At 63.3% G+C, this 14,872-nt stretch carries 16 protein-coding genes and 1 tRNA gene; 5 read left to right on the top strand and 12 right to left on the bottom strand.

Going from position 1 to position 14,872, the window contains the following annotated elements:
- The first annotated feature begins 30 nt into the window (after positions 1-30).
- Together ACZ9GA_RS18610 and ACZ9GA_RS18605 are read left to right on the top strand one after the other, a co-directional pair.
- Positions 31-450: a DUF6088 family protein gene (locus ACZ9GA_RS18610; RefSeq protein WP_455925149.1), complete on the top strand. Its 420-nt coding sequence runs from the start codon at positions 31-33 to the stop codon at positions 448-450.
- Positions 419-1,486, top strand: coding sequence for a nucleotidyl transferase AbiEii/AbiGii toxin family protein (locus ACZ9GA_RS18605; RefSeq protein ID WP_457361307.1), 1,068 nt, complete (start codon positions 419-421; stop codon positions 1,484-1,486). Before ACZ9GA_RS18610 ends, ACZ9GA_RS18605 begins: the two co-directional genes overlap by 32 nt.
- Before the next feature lie 72 nt (positions 1,487-1,558).
- Here the strand turns inward: ACZ9GA_RS18605 and ACZ9GA_RS18600 are convergent, their stop codons facing one another.
- The 6 genes from ACZ9GA_RS18600 to mobA all read right to left on the bottom strand — a co-directional run bounded on the left by ACZ9GA_RS18600 (position 1,559) and on the right by mobA (position 4,614).
- Complete coding sequence (locus tag ACZ9GA_RS18600; RefSeq protein WP_457361308.1) at positions 1,559-2,182, bottom strand: 3'-5' exonuclease; 624 nt, start codon at positions 2,180-2,182, stop codon at positions 1,559-1,561.
- 345 nt (positions 2,183-2,527) lie between these two features.
- Positions 2,528-2,968, bottom strand: coding sequence for a transcriptional regulator (locus tag ACZ9GA_RS18595; RefSeq protein WP_457361309.1), 441 nt, complete (start codon positions 2,966-2,968; stop codon positions 2,528-2,530).
- 4 nt (positions 2,969-2,972) lie between these two features.
- Positions 2,973-3,296, bottom strand: coding sequence for a DUF4258 domain-containing protein (locus tag ACZ9GA_RS18590; protein WP_457361310.1), 324 nt, complete (start codon positions 3,294-3,296; stop codon positions 2,973-2,975).
- A gap of 305 nt (positions 3,297-3,601) precedes the next feature.
- Positions 3,602-3,678: transfer RNA gene (locus ACZ9GA_RS18585), tRNA-Pro, on the bottom strand.
- 41 nt (positions 3,679-3,719) lie between these two features.
- Positions 3,720-3,941, bottom strand: a complete 222-nt coding sequence (locus tag ACZ9GA_RS18580; RefSeq protein WP_457361311.1) for a YgdI/YgdR family lipoprotein — start codon at positions 3,939-3,941, stop codon at positions 3,720-3,722.
- Between the two features lie 91 nt (positions 3,942-4,032).
- Positions 4,033-4,614 (bottom strand): molybdenum cofactor guanylyltransferase MobA, encoded by a 582-nt coding sequence (gene mobA / locus ACZ9GA_RS18575; protein ID WP_457361312.1) that lies wholly within the window; start codon positions 4,612-4,614, stop codon positions 4,033-4,035.
- Between the two features lie 76 nt (positions 4,615-4,690).
- Between mobA and moaB the strand changes: the two genes are divergently transcribed.
- The 3 genes from moaB to ACZ9GA_RS18560 all read left to right on the top strand — a co-directional run bounded on the left by moaB (position 4,691) and on the right by ACZ9GA_RS18560 (position 7,496).
- Positions 4,691-5,230, top strand: a complete 540-nt coding sequence (gene moaB, locus ACZ9GA_RS18570; RefSeq protein ID WP_457361313.1) for a molybdenum cofactor biosynthesis protein B — start codon at positions 4,691-4,693, stop codon at positions 5,228-5,230.
- A 22-nt stretch (positions 5,231-5,252) separates the two neighbouring features.
- Complete coding sequence (locus ACZ9GA_RS18565) at positions 5,253-6,440, top strand: molybdopterin molybdotransferase MoeA (RefSeq protein ID WP_457363693.1); 1,188 nt, start codon at positions 5,253-5,255, stop codon at positions 6,438-6,440.
- Positions 6,441-6,569: 129 nt separating this feature from the next.
- Positions 6,570-7,496 (top strand): glycosyltransferase family 2 protein, encoded by a 927-nt coding sequence (locus tag ACZ9GA_RS18560; protein ID WP_457361314.1) that lies wholly within the window; start codon positions 6,570-6,572, stop codon positions 7,494-7,496.
- Between the two features lie 98 nt (positions 7,497-7,594).
- On the opposite strand, the gene ACZ9GA_RS18555 is transcribed toward ACZ9GA_RS18560, so the two are convergent.
- The 6 genes from ACZ9GA_RS18555 to ACZ9GA_RS18530 are packed head-to-tail and all read right to left on the bottom strand — an operon-like array spanning position 7,595 to position 14,872.
- Complete coding sequence (locus tag ACZ9GA_RS18555) at positions 7,595-9,004, bottom strand: lipid II flippase MurJ (RefSeq protein WP_457361315.1); 1,410 nt, start codon at positions 9,002-9,004, stop codon at positions 7,595-7,597.
- Between the two features lie 9 nt (positions 9,005-9,013).
- Positions 9,014-9,835: an acyltransferase gene (locus ACZ9GA_RS18550; RefSeq protein WP_457361316.1), complete on the bottom strand. Its 822-nt coding sequence runs from the start codon at positions 9,833-9,835 to the stop codon at positions 9,014-9,016.
- Positions 9,832-11,232, bottom strand: coding sequence for an O-antigen ligase family protein (locus tag ACZ9GA_RS18545; RefSeq protein ID WP_457361317.1), 1,401 nt, complete (start codon positions 11,230-11,232; stop codon positions 9,832-9,834). Before ACZ9GA_RS18545 ends, ACZ9GA_RS18550 begins: the two co-directional genes overlap by 4 nt.
- Positions 11,232-12,332, bottom strand: a complete 1,101-nt coding sequence (locus tag ACZ9GA_RS18540) for a glycosyltransferase family 4 protein (protein WP_457361318.1) — start codon at positions 12,330-12,332, stop codon at positions 11,232-11,234. The genes ACZ9GA_RS18545 and ACZ9GA_RS18540 overlap by 1 nt, the downstream gene beginning before the upstream one ends.
- Complete coding sequence (locus ACZ9GA_RS18535; protein WP_457361319.1) at positions 12,323-13,540, bottom strand: glycosyltransferase family 4 protein; 1,218 nt, start codon at positions 13,538-13,540, stop codon at positions 12,323-12,325. Before ACZ9GA_RS18535 ends, ACZ9GA_RS18540 begins: the two co-directional genes overlap by 10 nt.
- Positions 13,541-13,555: 15 nt before the next feature.
- On the bottom strand, positions 13,556-14,872 hold the full coding sequence (locus ACZ9GA_RS18530) for a beta-galactosidase (protein WP_457361320.1): 1,317 nt from the start codon (positions 14,870-14,872) through the stop codon (positions 13,556-13,558).

Here is a 14,872-nt window from a genome sequence, read left to right as displayed (position 1 = left end):
GGCTAACTGGCTTGTCTTGGGAGGTGATTCATGAAGCTCGAAGACCGCATGAGCCGTTCAATCAAGCAGCGCACAAGCTTGGTTGTGCTGCGCTCGGAGTTTTCAAACATGGCTAGCGATTCGCAGGTCGGCCGCGTTCTGGCCCGGTTCGTGGAGAACGGTATCCTTGTGCGCGTCAGCAAAGGCGCGTTTGCGAAAGCCCGCATTAACCAATATACGGGCAAGCCAACGCCCGCCGGCACGCTGGAGATGATTGCTGCCGAGCTTTTCCGCAAGCTGAACATTTCGATTGCGCCCAGCTCCCTTGTTGCGGAATACAACAGCGGTAAGTCGACTCAGATCCCGATGGGGACGGTCGTCAATACCGGGAAGCGACGTATTTCCCGTAAAGTGACTGTAGGAAACAACACTTTAGTCTATGAGAACTCTTCCAGATCAGCTGCGGGTTAACATCGAAGATGCGTCGACGGCTGGCATTCTGAAAAGCATGCCAGCGGCCGTTGCAGAGAAAGATCAGCACATCACTGATGCCCTTCATGCGCTTTCGCAAATCCATGTCACCCATGTTGCTGCCCAGCTGAACCGGAGAAAAGGCGACCCCAGGCCAGCAACGGTCAATGTTGCAACGCGACTGGTTTTCGCGGGCGGCACCTGCCTGTCAAAAGCCTATGGCCTTATCGAACGGATGTCTGAAGACATTGACATCAAGGTCCAATTGGACGCACCGCCTGAAGGCTACGCATTTTTAAAGGGGTTGGCTGACCGTGGCCGACTGAAGACCCTCCACGCAGAGGTTGAACGGGTCTTGGCCGAATTGGGCTTCCATTGGCTCATGGACAAAGGCAACCCATGCCTCAGGGACAACAGTCACTACTATTGTCTGTTGGTGTCGTACCAAGCGCATTTTCAGGATGTGACAGGTACTCTGCGCCCACAGCTGAAGATTGAGCTCGTTTGTCGGCCACCCCTGATTTCCTCGCAGCTCCAGAACCTGGGCTACATGCTGGAGAAGCTGAGTGGAAGTAAGGATCCGTTCCTGTTTTCCATGGAGTGCATCACCGTCGCAGAGACGCTCGCGGAAAAAGTGCTTTCGCTGCTGCGTCGCTGTGCAAGTAGCTGGGATGGGTGTCAGCCTGGTGAGTTCGACACTGCACTGGTTCGACACGTCTATGATGTATGGCGGGTTGTGATGAGCCACCCCGAAGCGTTAGAGGCGGCTACACACGTTTTCGCATTGTCGGTAGCCAAGGATGTGCAGGAGTCCGGCAGGCAGCACCCTGAGTTTGCGGCACATCCGTTCGCAGTCTTGCGGCGCACCCTTGAGACAGCGGCAACCCATGAGGGCTTGAAAGCCAATTTTGAACAGCGGCTCGTGCCTTTGCTTTACGCGGGTGAGCGGCCTGACTACGCAACCTGCTTTGCAACGTTTGCGGATGTCGCACGGCACCTGCTCGATCATGGTGCCAGTAGTGGACTGGGTGTGTGAGCGGCGCTATCCGTTGTCTGTACGCTTTTGAGGGACAAGTGGGGACTTCAGTTGCAGCAGGTCAGCTCCCCGTTACCGGCCGAGTATGTGAATCGCTACGTTCGCAAGGTTGCGGGCGTCATCAATGCCGCGGTGGTAGGTACCTTTCCAGTCAAGCCCCAGCATCTGCACGGCCGGTTGCAGGCCTTGCGCTCGGCAATTGAAAACCTTCCAGTGCCACTTCTTCAGGTTGGTGTGCGGCATTCCTTCAAGCATCGGCTTGCAATTCAAGCGCAAGGCATCGGCCTGAAGTTGCTTATAGTCATAATCACCCCAGGAACACCACATGGAGTGCGGGTAGGCTTGTAGAAACGCATCCAGCCTGCTGGTCACACCCATATAGTTGGGGGCAGTATCAACGTCGCTTTGCTTGATCGAGGTGAGTGATCTACAGAAATCAGTCAGCACCGAGTGTAGAGCGGGGCGGACGAAGCTCTGAAATTGATCGACAAGACGCAGCGATGCCAGGTCGACGACGGCCAAGCCTATCTCAATGGTTTCCATGTCCGCGCGTTCCACGATCAGCGGGCGAGCTGGTTCTCCTGGGTTGGCGTACTCATCGCAGGTAGCTTCAAGGTCGATGCAGAGTAGGTACCGGTAGGTGTGTAAAACCTCCTTTAGGGCTTCAAGGTGTTGGGGTTTGCGAACAGGTTCCATGGCCAGCTCTCGTCACTCGATAGATGAATAATACAACCGGATGGTGAGACGCAAAGGCACCGAGTACACGGTTGGAGTGGACTTGTCCTCTGTTCGGTCTTGAATTCTTCCGACCAATAGGCAACCATCGGCGGGCGGCTCAGGCCGTATTCAGGGTGGTTTCAGGGATCTTCGGGTCGCACCCCGTTACTGGGAGCCTCCAGTTCGCCGAGCGCGAGGTGACAACGTCCTGCCCCGTCGCTTGCATGCAATCGACGGCTGAGAATCCCTCCTAGAGAGGGATTCGCCGTTTTTGGGTCTTATGTTTTGCTGTGCCGGTTGCTAACTTCTCTAGGACAGAAAGCCCTAGGCACAATGCTTTTCCTCACTGTGCCATCGCCCTTCATAAGCCAGATTCAGCTCATAAAGCTGCTGATCCAGGTCGTTGATCTTATTGATGGCGGCCATGAGGTCTGCTTCCCCTGTTTTCGCTTCCAGATACAGGCCCCGCAGGTATCGATCACTCACAGTGGGAATTTTTCCCGTCTTTTCCCAAATCGCCACCGCTTGGCTCGTCAGGCCGACAATATCGCCCAGACGCTCCTGTGACAGCCCCAACTCTTTGCGCAGAAAGCGAAATTCTGCCCCGGTGAGCGGTGACGACTTTTCAGCCAGCGCTTTTCCGATTGTGTCGTGAAGGCCCTGCACATCGGTGATACCCAAGGCCTCCCCATACGAGGTTTGTTTCAGCACGTAGCCATTGCTTAGCCACACGTTAGGCAAGCCGCTCTCAACGTAGTGGTACATAACTTCACCCCTGTTTTTGGATTGCGGTCACTACGACGAGATACGTCCCGTCTTCGTCAATGTCTATTGCGCCCACAACCTGGAGAGGTGACCCAGCTCTAAACCAGGAAATTGTGAAGCGCCAATCTCCCTTGGGCATGATGGCGGGCCCTTCAGTAATCTGGCCTTTGGAAAGACATTCCATCACATCGGGTAGCGTGATTTCGCGCTCACTCATTCGCTGTCTTGCATGAGCTGTATAGACGACACGGCCAGAATCCAATGCGATTTGACGAATCATGCGCAGCGCAGTCTGTTTCGGGAGCGGATATGGCAGCGAGTTCATCATGCATTAATCTATAAAAACTATAGGTCGCGCCATGCTAAATGACAATCCCCGAGCGTCAATGAATCCATTGTTCGGTTTTGTGTCGGTGGTGTTGATCGGGTGCATGTCTTGGGGCTTTGTGGCGTTCTCGAGATCGCGCGCCGCCCGCGCGGCGCATCGCGGGCAAGCCGGATGGCCGGCCCCCCGGTCCTACATTTGTTGCAACGTGCCATGGCCTGTCAGATCGAGGGTTTAGCCTTGTGTGGTTGGCTGCAGATTTTCATGGGTCACAAAAAAGCCCGCACTCGGCGGGCTTTTTCAACAACTGGTCGGGGAGACAGGATTCGAACCTGCGGCCTTCTCGTCCCGAACGAGACGCGCTACCTGGCTGCGCTACACCCCGATACCTTCGATTTTATTCAAAAATCGATGCTCGGCAAGCGGTCACAGCTCTTTGACTGTGCGCACCTGATCCTTGTTGATGCGGGTCTCTTTACCATCAAGCTGCTTGATCTCGTAGAAGCCCGAATCTTCATCATATTTAGGCGTGTCCACCGCCTGGATCTCGCGCCCGTCGTTGAGGGTGATGACCGTGGGCGACGAGCAACCCGCCAGGGCGGCCAGGCCCATGGCCAGAAGCAGAGCGGGAAGGGTCCGGTTAGTCATTTTCTGATTCTCCAATAGGGGACGATAGATCCATGTACAGGGTTTGAGACGTTTGTACCCGAGCCGAGTTCCATTTTTTTGACGGCGACTATCAAGGCTCCAACAGCTGTGGGGTATTGAGGTTGGCCAGGCGCGGATCGTCCGCCGGGCACTGCAGCGCCTGGGCACCCAGCGCCAGCATGACCTGGCGCGGGCTGCGCTCGCCGGCCTGCCAGGCCTGTTCGAACGTGGCCGCGTGGGCCACGGGGATCACGCACAGCAGCGGCTCCCAGTGTTCGCCCTGGCGCACCATCAGCGGCTGGTCCGGGTGGGCGTAGGCGGTTTCAAGCATGGCGTGCAGCAGTGTTTCGTCGATGCCCGGTACATCGCACGGCAGCACCAGCAAGTGGCTGTGGCGCGCCACGGCCAAGCCGGCGCGCAGGCCGGCCAGGGGGCCGGGGAAGTCGTCGCTGTCGTCGCTCACCAGGCGGTCGGCGTAAGCGGCGTAGGTGGCCTGGTTGCGGTTGCAGGAGATGATCAGGTCATCGCCCAGGCCGCGCACGCGGGCGTGCAGGTGGGCAATCAGCGGTTGGCCGCGCCAGGGCAGCAAACCCTTGTCGCGGCCACCCATGCGCTGGCCACGGCCGCCGGCCAGCAACAGGACGGAACAGGCGGGCAGGGCGGTGTGGGGCATGGCAGGTCTCGGTCATCAGATAGGGGCTGCTGTGATATAACACTGCCTATTCATACACACAACCGGACGAGCCCTGATGAAAGCCAAGGCTGATGTAGCTTTTGTGCCGCTCAATATTGCGGTGCTGACTGTCAGTGATACCCGTACCCTGGAGACCGACACCTCCGGGCAGATGTTCGTAGACCGCCTGACCGCCGCCGGCCACCTGCTGGCCGAGCGCGTGCTGCTCAAGGACGACCTGTACAAGATCCGCGCGAAAGTGGCCCACTGGATCGCCGAAGACGTGGTGCAGGTGGTGCTGATCACCGGCGGCACCGGCTTCACCGGGCGTGACAGCACCCCCGAGGCCGTGGCCTGCCTGCTGGACAAGCAGGTGGACGGTTTCGGCGAGCTGTTCCGCCAGATCAGTGTGCCGGACATCGGCACCTCCACCGTGCAGTCACGTGCCCTGGCGGGCCTGGCCAACGGCACGTTGGTGTGCTGCCTGCCAGGCTCCACCAATGCCGTGCGCACTGGCTGGGATGGCATCCTCGCCGAGCAACTGGACGTGCGTCATCGCCCATGCAATTTCGTGCCTCACCTCAAGCAGGCCGAGCCCTGCCAGTCCCGTGGCTGAGTTGGGCGCGGCCAAGCCGCTGATGCCGCTGGAGCAGGCGCTGGAGCGCCTGCTGGCCATGGCCGATCAAGCGCCGGTGCAGCACACCGAGCGCCTGAGCCTGGCCCAGGCCGATGGCCGCGTGCTGGCGGTGGACCTGGTGTCCACCCTCGACCTCCCGCCCTGGTCCAACAGCGCCATGGATGGCTACGCCCTGCGCCTGGCTGACTGGCACGGTGAGCCGCTGGCGGTCAGCCAACGCATCCAGGCCGGTCAAGCGCCCGGGCCGTTGGCCGCCGGTACGTGCGCGCGCATCTTCACCGGCGCGCCGGTGCCTGCGGGGGCCGACTGCGTGGAAATGCAGGAAAACGCCGACGTGCTGGACGATGGCCGCGTGCGCTTCACCGAGCCGCTGAGCCTGAATCAGAACATCCGCCCCCAGGGCCAGGAAACCCGCGTTGGTGAGTTGGTGCTGCCAGCCGGCACACGCCTGGGCCCGATCGAACTGGGCCTGGCCGCCTCGCTGGGCCACGCCGAACTGGACGTGGTGCGCAAGGTGCGCGTAGCGGTGCTGTCCACCGGCGACGAGCTGGTAGACCCTGGCCAGCCCCTGGGCCCCGGGCAAATCTACAACAGCAACCGCCGCCTGCTGGTGAGTTGGTTGCAGCGTCTGGGCTGCGAGGTGATCGACGCCGGTATCCTGCCCGATGACCTGGAGCAGACGCGCCAGCGCCTCACCGCACTGGGCGACGCGGAGCTGATTTTGTCCACGGGCGGCGTCTCGGTGGGCGAGGCCGATTTCCTCGGCATCGCCCTGCGCGAAGAAGGCGAGCTGGCGCTGTGGAAGCTGGCGATCAAACCGGGCAAGCCGCTGACCTTCGGGCATTTCCGCGGCGTGCCGGTGATCGGCCTGCCGGGCAACCCGGCTTCCACCCTGGTGACCTTCGCGCTGCTGGCGCGCCCGTACCTGCTGCGGCGCATGGGGGTGGCCGATGTGGCCCCGCTGGCGTTCGACGTGCCGGCCGGGTTTGTCTGGAGCAAGGCGGGCAACCGCCGCGAGTACCTGCGCGGGCGTCTGGACAAGGGGCGGGCAGTGATCTATCCCAACCAGAGCTCGGGTGTATTGCGCAGCGCGGCCTGGGCAGAAGGCCTGGTGGAGGTGCTGGAAGGTCGTACGCTGGCCGAAGGCGACCGGGTGCGCTTCATTCCCTTGAGTGAAGTGCTTTGCTGAATCCATTGTTACCAAAGCCTGGGCTGTGTACGCTAGGCTTCATCAGGTTGTAATGCTTTACGGCGGGCGTTGCGCCACGGCGCAATGCCCGGTTCACAGGGATTTGGTCATCACGTAGGGCATCGAACCATGACGACTTTGAAAGTGGCGTGCGTGGTCCCCACCTACAACGGTTGTAGGGACCTGCAACGCCTGCTGGATTCGCTGGGCAGCCAGACCATCGATTTCGATACCCTGATCGTCGATTCCAGCTCCAGTGACGGCAGCGCCGAACTGGGCCGCGAGTGCGCCGACCATTTCCTGCAGATACCCAGCCGCGAGTTCAACCACGGCGGTACCCGCCAGCGCATGGTCGAGCTGTACCCTGACTATGACGTGTACGTGTATATGACCCAGGACGCCTACCTGGAAGATTCCCAGGCGCTGGCGCGCATCGTTGCGCCCTTCGTGGATGAAACCGTGGGCGCGGTGTGCGGCCGACAGTTGCCGCACAAGGACGCCAACCTGCTGTCCCAGCATGCGCGCACCTTCAACTACCCGCCCACTTCGCAGCTCAAGAGCATGGCCGACGTCCATCGCTTGGGCATCAAGACCTGCTTCATGTCCAACTCCTTTGCCGCCTACCGCCGCAAGGCGCTGATGCAGGTCGGTGGTTTTCCGCTGCACGTGATCCTGTCCGAGGACATGTACGTGGCGGCGCGGATGCTGGTGGCGGGGTGGCAGGTGGCCTATGCCGGCGATGCCTGCTGTCGGCATTCGCACAACTACACCCTGGCCGAGGAATTCCGCCGCTACTTCGACATTGGTGTGTTCCAGGCCCGTGAGCCGTGGATACGCGAGCAGTTTGGCGGGGCGGGGGGCGAGGGGTTGCGGTATGTGAAGTCCGAGCTTAGGTTCCTGGGCGTGCGGCGGTTGTGGCTGTGGCCGGGGTCGTTTTTACGCAATGGCCTGAAATTGCTGGCGTACAAGTTCAGTCAGCAGGAGCAGCGGTTGCCGGTGAAGTGGAAAAAGCGCTTCGCCATGCACAAGCGCTACTGGGATGGCCCTTACGCGTAACCTGTAGCCGCTGCCGCCAGGCTGCGCTGGCCCCCGTCGCCCCTGAAAATCTCCAGTGAGGCTCAGGGCCAGCGCAGCCTGCGGCAGCGGCTACAGGGTCACGCGCGTGCCCACGGGCGAAGCCAAACCCCCAACCCCACCAACAACCCCGCCCCACACACGCAACTCACCCCCAACTGCACCCACATCCCCGGCAACGGATGCACCAGCACCGCTGCCAGCAGCATCGCCACCGCCCCCATCAACCAATGGCTGCGCCACGGCAACTGCCCCAGCAGCGCCTGGCGGCGCATCAGCAGCACCCCTGTCAGCAGCACGCCACACAGCGCGGCCATGGCAATGCCGATCAGCCCGAAAGCCCACGGCAACACGCCCAACAACAGCGCATTCAACAGGCTGCCGGCCAGCTCGCAGTTGAGCGGCATGCGCGTGTCGCCCGCCGCATAGGCGTAGCGCGCCAGCAGGGCGTTCCAGGCGCCGAACATCAACGGTACGCAGAACCAGGCCAGCAGTTCCGGCAGCGGGCTGCCCGCCGACTGGTTAGGCAACAGCAGGGTGACCAGCGCCGCCGAGGCGCCGATCAAGCCGGTGACGGCGGGCACGGTCAGCAGGGTGGCGCTGCTCAGGCCCTTGCGCAGCAAGGTCAGGCGCTGTTCGCCGGCGCTGCCGCTCATCAGGCCCAGCAGCACCTGGTTGAGGCTCATCAAAGCGATCAGCGGCAGGTTGATCAGTTTGCGCGCCAGGTTGATCCAGGTGACCGCGCCTTCGCCCAGCAGCGAGGCGACCATGCGTTCCAGCAACGCCAGGCCCTGGCTGGCCAGGTTGCTGCTCAGCAGCGGGCCGATGCGTTGCAGCAGTTCGCGCACGGCGCCGGGGGCCTGTTCGCGCTGCCAGGGGCGCCAGCCGGCGCGCAGCAGCGAGGGCAGTAGCACCGCTGGCATCAGCCAACTGCCCAGCACGCAGGCGCAGGCCAGTCCTGTGGCACTGGCGTCGTGGCGCACAATGGCCAGGTACAGCACCGGCGGCAGGTTGAACAGCAGCGAGCCCATGCCGGCCAGCACGAAACGCGAGCGCGCCTGCAACGGCACGCACAGCAGCGCATGCAGCAGAAAGCCCGGCGCACACCAGGCCAGCCAGTGCAACGAACTGGCTGCTTGCACGTAGCCGTCACTGTCCAGGCCCGGGCCGATGGCGCGCACCAGCAGCGGCGCGGCCAGGCTCAGCAACAGCGCCAGGCCCAGCCCCAGCAGCAACAGGCGCGGCACCAGGGCGCCCAGCCAGGCGCGCTGGCCGGCCGCGTCGCGCTGCTGGAACAGCGGCAGGGCGGCCGCGCTCAGCAGCCCGGCTGCCAAGGCCATGCGCACCGCCTCAGGCAGGAACAGCGACACCAGAAACGCGTCACTTTGCGCGCCTGCGCCCCACGACGCCACCAACAGCCACTCACGGGCAAAGCCGGCGGCCAGGCCCGTGAGGGTCGCCAGCGTCAGCCACAGCGTTGAGCCAAACATCGATGCGCCTCAGTGCAGCAGGGTGAACAGCCCCTTGCCGCCCACCTTGTAGTTGAGGTTGCGGCAACGCTCGCCTTTCACTTCGGCGTTGGGGCCGCCGACGATGGTGTATGGCGCCACCGGCTTGCTCACCACGCTCTGGCCGCCAACGATGGCGCCCTCGCCGATGTCGGCGCCAAAGGACAGCAGCGCGCGGCTGGCCACCCAAGCCCAGTCGCGAATGTAGATCGGCCCGCCCACGGCCCAGAACTCCGGCGCCTGGGTGTCATGGCCGCCGGCGATGATCAGCACATGGGAGGCGATGGTCACGTGGTCGCCAATGATCAAACCGCCGCGTGCATCGAGCTGGCAGTGCCAGCCCACGGTGCTGTCGTCACCGATAACCAGGCTTTCCACGCCGATCACCTCGGTGTTGCGCCACACACTGGAGCCTTTGCCGATCTTGGCGCCGCCCAGGCGCAGCCAGGCCAGGCGCACGGTGTGGCTGGGGATTTTGCAGATGACGATGTTGTACACCTGCTCCCACAGGCGCAGCAGGCGGTCGCGCACGGTCGCCCAGTTTTTGCCGTAGCGCGGCACCAGCTTGCCCTTGAGCTCGCCGGCCAGCAGCACGTAAAAACGCCGGGCCAGAGGCGGCTCGATCAGCGGCTCCATGTTCACACCGGCCAGGAAGTACAGGGTGCGGGATTTGAGCGGCTGCTCGAAGATCAGCTCGTTCTCCACCATCCACTGGTAGGTGGCTTCCAGCTCTTCAACGCTGACACCCATTTTGTACGCGTACTCAGGCAGCGCCTGGCGCAAGTCGGACGAATGATAAAGGCGATGTCTCATGGGTGTTTTCCTTGGGCGGCGACGGTGAGGTCGCGTGGAGGGAACAGACGCTTGGCTTCATGCAGGTTCAGGCCCAGCAGCAGCCAGAACAGCGCAATCAACACCATGGTAAAGCTGAAGTAGTGGTCGAACAGGCCGCTGACCAGCGCCGCCAGCAACCCGGTCAGGCTGCCCAGCCACAGGGCGTTGTCGCGGGTCAGGGTCAGGGTTTTCTGCGACGGGCGCACGGCTTTCCACCAGCTTCGGATCACTACCAGGAACATGATCAGCCCCAGCAGCCCCAGTTTGTAGATGTCATTGAGGTACAGGTTGGAGATACCCGACAAGTCGGTGCCCGGCACCGGCGGGTCGACCTTGAAGCCGATGCCCAGGGGGTACATCAGCATGGCGCGGGGGAAGTTGGCGTATTCGTCGAAACGCACCGAGGTACTGGCGTCTTCGCTGGAGAACAGGTCCAGCACCCGTTCCTGCAGCGGCGGATAGAAAATCAGCACCAGGGCGCCTGCCACCGCACCGGCCATCAGCACGCGGCCGGTGTAGGGCACACGCTTGCGCGCCAGCCACATCAGCACGATGATCAGGCTGATCAACGCGCCCCGCGAGCCGGTCAGCAGCAGGCCCAGCAGGCCCAGCAGCGCCACGGCAATGCCCAGGCCCTGCCGCCAGCCTTCACGCGTCAGGCCATAACAGGCGGCCACCGGCACCAGCAGGGCCATGGCGCCGCCGGTGATGTTGGGGTGAATCCAGGGCGAGGACATGCGCGAGCTGAAGCCTTCCAGGGTCTTGCTCACGTCACCCACCGAGCCGTAGCCCAGCTTGCCCAGCACATCCACCAGGCTGTCGGCGTTGGTGTGGTTTTTGATGTACAGCGGGATCGACAGCAGCAACAGCGCCAGCGTGCCCAGCAGAATGCCCACCACCAGTTGCTCGCGCTTGGCCTCGGTGTCCAGCAGGCGTGGCACCAGGAACAGCACCGACAGGTTGAGCAACCAGCGTATCCAGTTGACCGGGCCGTTGCCGGTGGCGGCAATGGTGAATTGCCCCACCAGGAACGGCAGCAGGCTGAACAGCATGAACGCCAGCAGCAGGCGCTCCGTGCGCAAACGCGCCGGCGCGGGGGGCAGTTGGCCGAACATGTTCTGCGCCATCACGCTGCCCCACACCAGCAACACCAGGGCCTCGGACACCGTGGTGCGGATGCCGACGTTGACCGTGGTGTACGGCAGGAAGGTGGCAACAAAGGCGAACAGCAGCAACCCCCACAGCGGCTTGCACAGCACGGTGCAGATGGCGGCGATGCCGACCATGGCCGCCATCACCTTGGGGGCAGGCAGCAGCCAGGCCAGCACGCCGAAAAACAGGCTGCACAACAGGGCCAGCGGTAGGGCCAGGGGCATCAGCGCAACTCCTCGAGCAAAGCATTGAAGCGCTGGCGGTACGCCTGTTCACCATAGCCTTCGGCCCAGGTTTTCAAGGCGGCGGTATCGACCGGGTGGTCGACGGCCAGCGATTTCATCAGGTGCACCAGCGCGTCGCTGTCGGTGGGCGAAAAGCGCGGGCTGTCCGGTGGGGTGATCTCGTCCAGTGCCGAGCCCTGGGCTACGGCCACCGGGGTGCCCTGGGCCAACGCTTCGATCACCGGCAGGCCGAAGCCTTCGGCATAGGAGGGCTGCCACAGGCGCGCGGCACCTGCATACAGTGCATGCAACTGAGGGTCGCTGAGGCCGCTGACAAAGTGGATGCCGTGCAGGTGTTGCTGCGCGGACGGCAGGTCTTCGCGGGCGCCTACCAGCACCAGGTCCGGCACCTCGGCGTTGTGCTGGCGCGCCTGCTGCCAGGCCGATACGAACCAGGGGATGTTCTTGCGCGGCTCGCGGGTGCCCACGCACAGCCAGTAGCGCGTCGGCAGGTTGAGGTCGCTGATGTCGCCCAGCTCGCCGGTGAACGGCAGCACCAGGTTGGGCAGCACGCGCACCTTGTCGCGGGCAGCGGGGAACAGTTTCACCAACTCGTCGGCGGTGTACTGCGACGGGGTCCAGATGCGGTCGGCGTTGGTCACCGACCACCTGATCGACAGCTTGTCGGTGTAGCCGTAAATCAGCGCCTTGATCTTCGAGGCGTGGGCGTTGGCCAGGGTCAGCTGGAACACGTCGTGCAGTTGCAGGACATACTTGACCCCCGCCGGCTTGCGCCCCAGCGGCAGGCCCATGTTGGCGTTGCAGATGTAGGTCTCGATGTCGCACTTGCGCAGCGCCTCGGGGAGGAAACCGGCCTCGAAACGAATCCTGGGCGGCAGGCGATGCATGCCCGTCAGCGGGCTGCCCCATGGCGGGCAGTGGGCTGTGCGCCGCAGCGGGTCGTTGTCCGGTGCCACGGTGAACAGTTGCAACTGCACATCGGGGCGGGCACGCAGCGCCTGTTCCAGGGCCAGCGCCTGGCGGCCCAGGCCGCTGTTGGGGTAAGAAGCGGGCGCTCGATAATCCAGTCCTACGCGCATAAAGTCTTGTTTTCCATGGGTTGAACAATGCGGGCGTACACGGCTTCCAGCTGGGCGGCAGCAACGGCCCAGTCATGGTGGCTGCGTACGTAACGGCGTGCGTTGTCAGATAAATTCTGCAGGCGTTCGGGGTCGGCCACCGCCTCGGTCAGCAAGCGGGCCAGGCCCTCAGTGGTTTCGCTGCCCAGGTAGTGCTGGCCGTTGGTGACGGCCAGCCCCGACACGCCCTGATCGGTGGTGACCACAGGCAAACCGGCGGCCATGGCTTCCAGCACTTTGAGCTTGGAACCGCCGCCCTGGCGCAGCGGTGCGAAGAACACCGCGGTCTGTTCCTGCAGGGCGCGCAGGTCGGGCACAAAACCCTGGAACTCCACGCGCGGGTCGGGCCAGCGCTCGCGCCACTGGGCGGGCAGGGCGAAGCCGCACACGGCCAGGCGCACCTGCGGGTTGATGGCCCATACCTTGGGCATGACTTCATCCAGGGCCCACTGCACCGCATCCAGGTTGGGGCTGTATTCGTAATTGCCGATGAACAGCAGGCGCTGGCTGGTGAAATCGGGCTTGACGCTGGCGTAGTGTGGGCAGTCGACGCCGTTGACCACCACCGGCGCGTCACGGTTGAACAACACTTTCATCTGTTGCGCATCGGCCTCGGTCACCGCCACCAGTTCGGTGGCCTGGGCGAACACGCGTTTCTCCCAGCGCCGGTAGCGCCACTGGTCCCACAGGGTGAAGGGCTTCATCCAGCCGGGCAGGCGGTCATAACTGGCCGCGCCCAGGGCCGACTCGATGTTGTGCTCGGTCAGCACGAAGGGTTGCTGGTGCTTGCGCAGCGCCCGTTCAAAGGGCTGGAAGCCATAGCTGTGCTCAACCTGCACCATGTCCCAGCGCGTGCTGAGCAATTGGTCGAAATAGCCGCTCAGTTGCGGGTCCAGGCCGTTGATGCTGGCCAGCATCGGCTGTGGCGACGCCAGCACCGCCAACAGCGTCCGTGGGCTGCGCAGGGGTCGACGCGGGAACACGATCAATTGCTCCAGGAACGGCTCCAGCGCGTTGCGCACCTCTTGGGTGACCGGGGTTTTGGACAGTACCAGCAAGGTGATGCGGTGCCCGCGCGCGGCCAGGTTGCGCAGCAGGTGATACTGGCGGGTCTTGCCGCCGCTGGTGGTGGGCCAGGGCAGGTAGGGCAGCGTCCATAAAATGCGCATCGGATCGTCCTTGTGTCACCAGATCAGCAATTGCAGGCTGGTCTTGAGCGGTACACTAATACCTTTATCGTTGGCCAGGGTAGTGCGGGCGCCATTCAACGGGTCGATCAGCGTCGCCGATGTCACGGTTGGCAGGGTGACCGAGCTGCCACTGGCGCTCCAGAACATCCACAGATGGCTGCCGTCGGCGCGGGTCCAGGCCACGTTGTACAGATCGCCCGGGCTGTTGGTGTAGGCCGGTGCGTCGGCCGGTTCAATACGGCTTCCCGTCACGTCGAACAGGTTTTTCAGGGCCTTGTACACCGGTTTCGGGTCGCCATTGAGGTCCACCAGGCCGTAGAACTGGTCACGTGCCGAGGCCCGCGCATCCAGGTCGGTGAGGTTGAACAGGAAGATGCGCTGGTAGTCCATGGCGCTCATCAGCGCCAGGCGGCGCAGGGTGTAGTCGGCCTGGCCGTCGACGCCGATGATCGGCTGCAGCTCCACGGGGCCGGCGTAGCTGGACCACCCCCATTCGGTGGCCCACACCTGACTGACGCCGTTGTTGTGCAGGGTCGTGTTGACCAGGTTGCCGCGCTGGATGAAGTCCTTGGCGTCGGGGTCATCGCCCTCGGGGTACTGGCTGTAGGGGTGGTAGGAGACGATCAGCTTGTTGGCGGCCAGGCCCTGGATCAGGTCGGCCAGCATCAGCGAGCCGTTGGCCGGATTCTGGCTGTAATAGGCCATGCCTGCGGTACCGACGTTGGTGGTGGGCACGGCGGCGCGCAAGGCCGTGGCGCTGGCCAGCAACAGCTTGCCGTAGGCGGCGGAGTCGGGCACCGGGCGCCAGGTGATGTTGGGCTCATTCCATGGCTGCCAGGTGTTGACCTGCGGGTAGCGCTTGGCCAGCGTCACCATGCGGTTGGCGAACACGCTCACATCCTTGGGCGGGTATTGGTCCTGGGCGGCGGCGCCTACGGGGGCGCTGGTGGCGAAGGGCGCCGAGCCCACCAGGTAGGCGACGATGTTGTATTTGTGCGCGGCCATGGCGCTCATGGCGCCGTCCAGCGCGGTGTAGTCAATCTTGCCTTCGGTGGGCTCGATCACCGCCCAGTGAATGCTCAGGCGCACCCAGCTCAGGCCAAGGGCGTCCAGGGCCGCCATCTGTTTCTGGTAGACCGCAGGGTCGAAATACTGGAATTGGGCGTCAACGCCCAGGAAGTCGCTCCATTGAACCGCGCGCGGTGCTTTCAGGCTCACGTCTGCCTGGGCCTTGTCGCTCCAGGGCAGGGCGGTGAGGGTCAGGGCAGCGGCCAGTACCACGGGTATCCATACGATCGGCTTCTTCCACAT

Source organism: Pseudomonas sp. TE3644 (assembly GCF_056278815.1).
Note: the sequence above shows the minus strand (reverse complement) of the source record. Positions and strands in the feature narration are given on the sequence as shown.